Origin of the sequence: Campylobacter sp. BCW_4323 (assembly GCF_001763115.1) — a bacterium.
GTDB lineage: Bacteria > Campylobacterota > Campylobacteria > Campylobacterales > Campylobacteraceae > Campylobacter_D > Campylobacter_D jejuni.
Map to the genome: position 1 here is coordinate 1 of NZ_MJYC01000079.1, position 6,447 is coordinate 6,447.

Here is a 6,447-nt window from a genome sequence, read left to right on the forward strand (position 1 = left end):
ATAAGCTCTAAAGGGCGTTGTAAAAAATGATAAGTTAAGCTTATAAAAATAATCAAAGCTATAAGCACACCACAAGGTATATAAAATCTTTTAAGTTTGTAAAAAGGTTTTTTCATGGATGCTCATATTTATTTTAAATTAGCTTTTTCTAGCATTTTATTGTCCCAACCTTCTGGTAAATCTTTTATGCTTGGATAATAAGGGCGTAAAAGTTCTATATAAACTCCTTTCTGATAGGAAAGCTCAAAATAATACTTTCCTAAAGCAGAAGGGATAAGCTTTGCATCTCCGTGATAATTTCCATCAGAATAGACAAAATTAGGGCTATAAAAAGGGCTTCTAGGAGGAACATATGGGCTTTGTTGAATTGGGCGCACTCCTATTTCATCATAAGCAAAATAATCATATATGCTAAATTTAAAAATACCATTATTGCCAAAGCCATAATCATAATAATCATTAAAATAACCATTTTCTCCTTCAAATCCCATATCAAGCAATATTTTTTCATAACGCTTATTTATTTCTTCGTTTAAATTTTTATAATCTATTTTTGTGTCATCCATATAAGCTGCAGGATTAAAAAGAAGCTTGGTTTCATCTTGAAACAAACCATAAGAAAGCTCTAATAAGAAATCTTTTAAACTCCAAACCAAATCAGCATAAAAATACTCATCATCAAAAGTGATTAAATAATCTTCATCTTTTTTATTTTGTTTTGCTAAATAATCAAGCATAGCAAGCAATATTGGATTTTTTTTAATATAACTTTTATCTTTAAAATTATTAGCTTGTTCTTTTGTAAGAATGCCAACTTCTCCTAATTGATCATAAATTTCATCACTAAATACGAAAGGTTTTATGCCATGGTTTTTATTGATTGCATCAATATAATTTTTTATTATCATTGTGTTTTTACTATAAAGTTCTTTCACATAGGAAATGATTTGTTCTTGGCTTAAAATTTGAGTGTCTTTTTCTATTTTACATTGATACTCTAAATTATTTGGACTTTCAAAATAATAACCCCCATCCATACCATCATAAAATTTAGGTTTAATATAATTAGGATTTTTATTAGCAAGCCATAAGGGATTTTTTATCTTTTTAACTTCTTCTTCTAAATTTTCAAATTTAGTGGCTATGTATTTTGGGATGAGTTTGTTGCCTTTTTTATCAAAAACAATTTTACCAAGATATATGCCAAATTTTGGATTATAGCATTCAAGCTCATTCATATCATTAAATTTCCAAAAATATTGCTCGCTAGGACAAATATTATTATAACTTTTTATGTTTGTATTTATGGCTAAATAAATAGCATAAGGTTCTTTTCTGGTTTGTAAGAAATCTTTATGTTTAAATATATTCTTTATGGCTACTTCTAACATATCAACCCCTATATTTTTCAAAATAAAATGTGCTTATTCTCGCATCTCTTTCACTTGGAGAAAACCAATAAATTGCAGGTTTATCTGAAAATATACCGTATTTATAAGGTTTAACTCCGACACAATCTGTATAATTATTACTAATTATGCATTTTTTATCATACGCCCAAAACATAACAACATTTTCAAATTTAAAATATTCATTAGAATATATGAGTTTAAAATGCTTTCTGTATGTTGATTTTTTATTTCTTTAGAATTATTTTTATCAATATAAAAATGTCTAAATTCGTGAAAAAAAGTTGATAATATCTGTTCTTCTTTGTTTTTTAAATTCAAATATAATGCTTTTTTTCCTACACTATTATAAGATCCGTTATTGTATTGTTTAAACTCTTTATAAATAGTTGGAATTGGTGGTTCTATGTCGAAAGCTTTTACCAAATCTTCAAGAAATTCTTGAAAAAACATAATTTTTTCCTCATCACTTTTGTTTGAAAATTCACTAAATTTTGCTTTATAGCTTGGTATGATAAAAAATTTCTCATCAGAATAAACATCTATAAATTTTTTAACAAATTTCTCCCTTTCTTTTAAATACTTATCTCCATCACTTACACTTTTAATAAATTTTTCATTAGCTAAATCAAATCTATAATAAATATAAGCAATTTTTCCTGCAAGTTGGGGATAATTTTTAAAAAATTCATAATTATTTGTTTCTTTTGCTTTTTCTTCAAAACTTTGGCAAGCTTTTAAAAACTCTACAGCCTCAAAAACACTAAAAATACAATTTGTTTGAATTATATCACTATTAAAATCATTCCTTAGTTTACTTTCTTCTACATCCTCATCATCTCCAACTCCCACTCTAAAGCTCATATCTATGATGATGTAATGATCTTCTAAATTAGGCATAGTTTTTTCACTACTATAAGCAAATAAAACTATGTAGTATTTATAATCTTGTATGTCTTCTTTAGGCTCGTTGCTTCTATTTATAGGCAAGCAAAAGGATAAAATATTGTCTTCATAGCTTTCATTATAAATCAAATCATCATTTTCAAATAATACCTTAAGATTTTTTTCATCAATATAGCCATTACAATCATGTAATAATAAATTTAATTTTTCTTTGCTTTCACATTCTACAAAAGCCCATTTTAGTTTTTCATCGCTTTCTTTTTCTAGTTGTAAGCTTATATAAGTCCCTGGTGCAAAAGAAGCATTTAAATCAATATGGGAATTTTCATGAAATATTAGTGTTTTATTCATAAACTTTTCCTACAAATATAATTTTATTATCTATTTTTTCAGGGTAAGCCACTTTAAGTGAGATTATATTTTTCCCCTCACTCCGCACAAACTTAGCTTGCTTATTTAAATCCTCTAATAACTGTGCTTGTGCCATACCTATGCTACCACTACTGCCAAACTCTCCCTTTTCATTGATGCTATAAAGATATAGATTATCTTTTATTATGCTTTGCTCTTTTTTATCTTTTTTGCTTGTTTTGTTTTCTTTTTCATTACTTTCTTTTATTTTTACTTCTTTAAAAGTTTTAGAGCATTCTTTATCAGTATATAATCTTACGCAGTATCTTCCCCAGGTTTTTCCTATTTCAAAGGGATAATCTTTTAAAAAGTTAGGCTTAGTATCTTTAGCTATTTCATTGATTTTTAAATAATACTCCCCTTCAGGTAAAGTGCCAAATCTATCTTGAATGCTTTCATCATCATAGTAAAAATAAGCCTTTCCACTTTTGCTTTTATCTTTTTCATCTTGGTAAAAATAATGTGTAATTTGTTTTTTACTTCTTTTTTGATTGTCTGCCTTAGCAGTGCCACTTCTTGCCATGTAAGAATTAATCAATTCATTTCCTTTATAATGATAGAGATTAAATCCATCATAAACTAAATGATCTTTTGCTTTAAATTTAAATATAAGTCCAACTTTGTGATGGGTATAATTATTAAATATCCTTTTAGCATTTTGTAAAGGAGTAGGAAAATAAGCTTCACTTTCATCAAGCTTTACTTTAAAGCTATAACAATCACTAAAATACTTTTCTTTATCAAATCTTATTTTACCCTTTTCATCACTGCGTCTTTTTAGATTAACTACTCTTAAAGCTTCATTATGTTTAAAACCTTTGATAATGATTTTAGCATTAGCAATGGGTTTATTGTGTTCATCTTTTAAATATAAAGTGATAAAGCAAGGTTCTTTGGGGTTTGATGAAGAGTTGCTTGAGTTATTTTGTTCGTTTTGACTAAAGAAAGCAGAATGCTTTGAATGGGTTTTGGAGTTATCATCTTGTAAATATAACACACCAGATGGCAAGATATTATTATCATAATATTTTTTAAATGAAGGAAAAAAGGGAATTGGAGATTCAAAAGATTGTTTTTGAAGTATTTGAAATACTCTTTTATAAATAACCATAGGTGTAATTTTTTCTTGATCAATAAATTTAATATTAACAGTTCTACCTATTTTTAATGGATCTAATTCGTATTCTAAATAAAGATTTATATATTTTGCAAATCCATCATTACTTTCAAAATCAAAATTATCATCGAGTGGATAAAGCTTTAGATTAGAAATATATTCGGCTTTGTAAGTTTTAGCATTAATATGAAATTTAACATTTTTATTGAAAGCTATTTTTGTGCTTCCAAAAGTAAAAGATCTTTTAGCATAATCACTTGAGTTTATATCTAAGTAGTAGTGGCTTCTTTTACACGCTCTATTATCTTCGATATATTCTCCATCTCTATTAATAAATGGATTTACGCCTCCATACATCTTAGTTTCTACTATATCGTCTAGTTCTAAAATATACATCTCTTCTTCTATTTTATCTTTAAATTTTTCAAGTTCTTTTTTACTAAATTCGCAATCAAAAAATTTTTGAAATACTCTAAAATCTGCAGCACTAGTATATTTATCCACATATTTCATATAATCAAGTGCCGAAGCTTGTATGATTATTTCTTTTTCATCTCTTGCTTTATAATCTTTAGCGATAAGCACACGATTATCTTTTTTAGCTAAATTACTTGGTGGCGTGCTTTCTCCCCAAAGATAATAAGATAAAATTTCTATTCCATAATCACCTTTTAAATTTAATAAAAAACCCATTTTATTTTTCCTGCCATACTTAAAATTTCAGTTTTATTCATTAACCCATATAAAATTATCATTTTCGCGTATTTCTACTTCACCACAATTTGTAATAGGATAATACTCGTATCTAAAATAATTATCATTTTTCCACCTTTCCAAAACATCTTTATTGAATTTCTCTTTAGAGTGTTTATAGCCTATAAGATACATTTTAACTAATAAGCCATAATCATAATCACCAAATCTTGAAGGTGTAACAAAATATTCATAACCACCTATTGCTATAAATTTAACATCATAGTGAATAAGATAAATTCTTTCCCGATAATCAAAAAGTAAAGAATATTTGAGTTTTATATTGCTTAACTTTTGCGTTTTATCAAAATCCCCTATTAAAATTTTTTCTTCTTCAAATGGTTTTACAATGTTAAAACCCTGCATTATTTTTTGCATATTTTCTTCTTCAGTTTTATTAAAATCAATTTGTTTTATGATATCGTTGATATCAAATTGCTTTCCATTACTAAAAAATTGACAATCTGTATCTTCAAAATGACATTTAGTACCAAGATATTGCCACTCTTCTTGAGCTACATTGTAATATCTTTTACTATGTGCATAATCATAAAGCTTTTTAAGCAAATCTTTAGCAGCTCTTTCAAATACTTCATTTCTATCCAGTTTTTTACCTTCTTTTATACAATACCAATTTTGATTAAGTGTTGCATTGGAGCGTAAAATCACTTTTGCATAACCATTTTTAAATTCAGTATAAAAAAGTATATTATATCCTATAAATCCGATAAACAATATAGCTATAATCCAAGCTAATTTTTTTAATTTTGTGTCAAATAAAAACTGAAGTTTTTTCATTTATACTCCTAAATAAATTTGCAAATCCTTTTCTGTTTCGTTTAATTTTTTTCTAGGTAATTCTTCTTTTTGCAATTCTTCGTTCATTGTTTACACTCTTTTAGTTTGGATTTTATGGATTTAAGTTTATTGGTTTGTTTTTGACCGAGTCTGAGTTTTGGATAATTATTGTTTATATTTTCTATTTTCATTTTAAGATAATCATCTTTATAGGCAATAAATTTAATTTTTGAATTTATAAGATTGATATATCTATCAACTGCAATATTAATTTTTTCTATGCCATTTAGAATTACTATGGTTTTGGGATTATTTAAATCACAAATAGGAGCTATTGAAAGTTCTCTTAGGTACATATTATTAGCAAACGCACTATCTAAGCCAATCAATAGATTAATATATGTTATAATTTCTATTATTTCAAAATCATTATCATTTTTTTGCAAAAAATCCTCTTTTAAACGAGTATTTAGAAAAAATAAAAAATCTTCAAAAACTTTAAATCTTTCCTTGTCAAATAAAAAATAAGTTTTATGTCCTATAAAAGTTTTTTCATTATCTAAAAGATAAAGTATAATATCCATATTTATTCTTAAAACAATTCGACTAGCTTTTCTTGAAAGTTCCTCATCTTCATCTAGGAATGAATAAATAGTTAAAATTCTTATATCTTCAATACTAGCTTGTATCATCTTAAGATTTTTAATAATCATTTGTGTAGCTTTTTCTTGATTATAGTTTTCTTTGCTTAAATTCTTAGCATATTCTAATTCTTCCTTGCCTTCGTTTTCACTCCATTTGATTAAAGCACTAAGATTTTCTCTTGCTTTGCTTTCATTATCTTCTTTAAACTTTAGAGCTTCATGGATAAACTCATAAACACTACTAACAACTGCAATAAAAACTAATACAATAAAAACTATAATAGAAATTTTTTTTGATATTTTAAGCAATTTTTTTACCTTTAAAGTTAGTATTATTTATTATAGCATTATTAGATACAATCTTAAAATCTTCTTTTATATCATCTATAATGGTATTGCTTTGTTTTGT

The 6,447-nt window shown here is 25.9% G+C and carries 4 protein-coding genes and 1 pseudogene; all 5 read right to left on the reverse strand.

Annotated features, from left to right (window positions below; translation table 11 throughout):
- Positions 1-128: 128 nt before the first annotated feature.
- A complete protein-coding gene (locus tag AJN60_RS07680) occupies positions 129-1,412 on the reverse strand; it encodes a hypothetical protein (RefSeq protein ID WP_070243228.1) in 1,284 nt (427 codons plus the stop codon).
- A pseudogene (locus tag AJN60_RS07685) lies at positions 1,393-2,666 on the reverse strand (hypothetical protein). Before AJN60_RS07685 ends, AJN60_RS07680 begins: the two are co-directional and overlap by 20 nt.
- Positions 2,659-4,536, reverse strand: a complete 1,878-nt coding sequence (locus AJN60_RS09600; RefSeq protein WP_096738019.1) for a hypothetical protein — start codon at positions 4,534-4,536, stop codon at positions 2,659-2,661. Before AJN60_RS09600 ends, AJN60_RS07685 begins: the two are co-directional and overlap by 8 nt.
- Positions 4,537-4,569: 33 nt before the next feature.
- The gene (locus AJN60_RS07700; RefSeq protein WP_044780729.1) at positions 4,570-5,394 is read right to left on the reverse strand and encodes a hypothetical protein; all 825 of its coding nucleotides are present in this window, start codon (positions 5,392-5,394) and stop codon (positions 4,570-4,572) included.
- An 83-nt stretch (positions 5,395-5,477) separates the two neighbouring features.
- Positions 5,478-6,347, reverse strand: coding sequence for a hypothetical protein (locus AJN60_RS07705; RefSeq protein ID WP_070286212.1), 870 nt, complete (start codon positions 6,345-6,347; stop codon positions 5,478-5,480).
- Positions 6,348-6,447 lie beyond the last annotated feature (100 nt).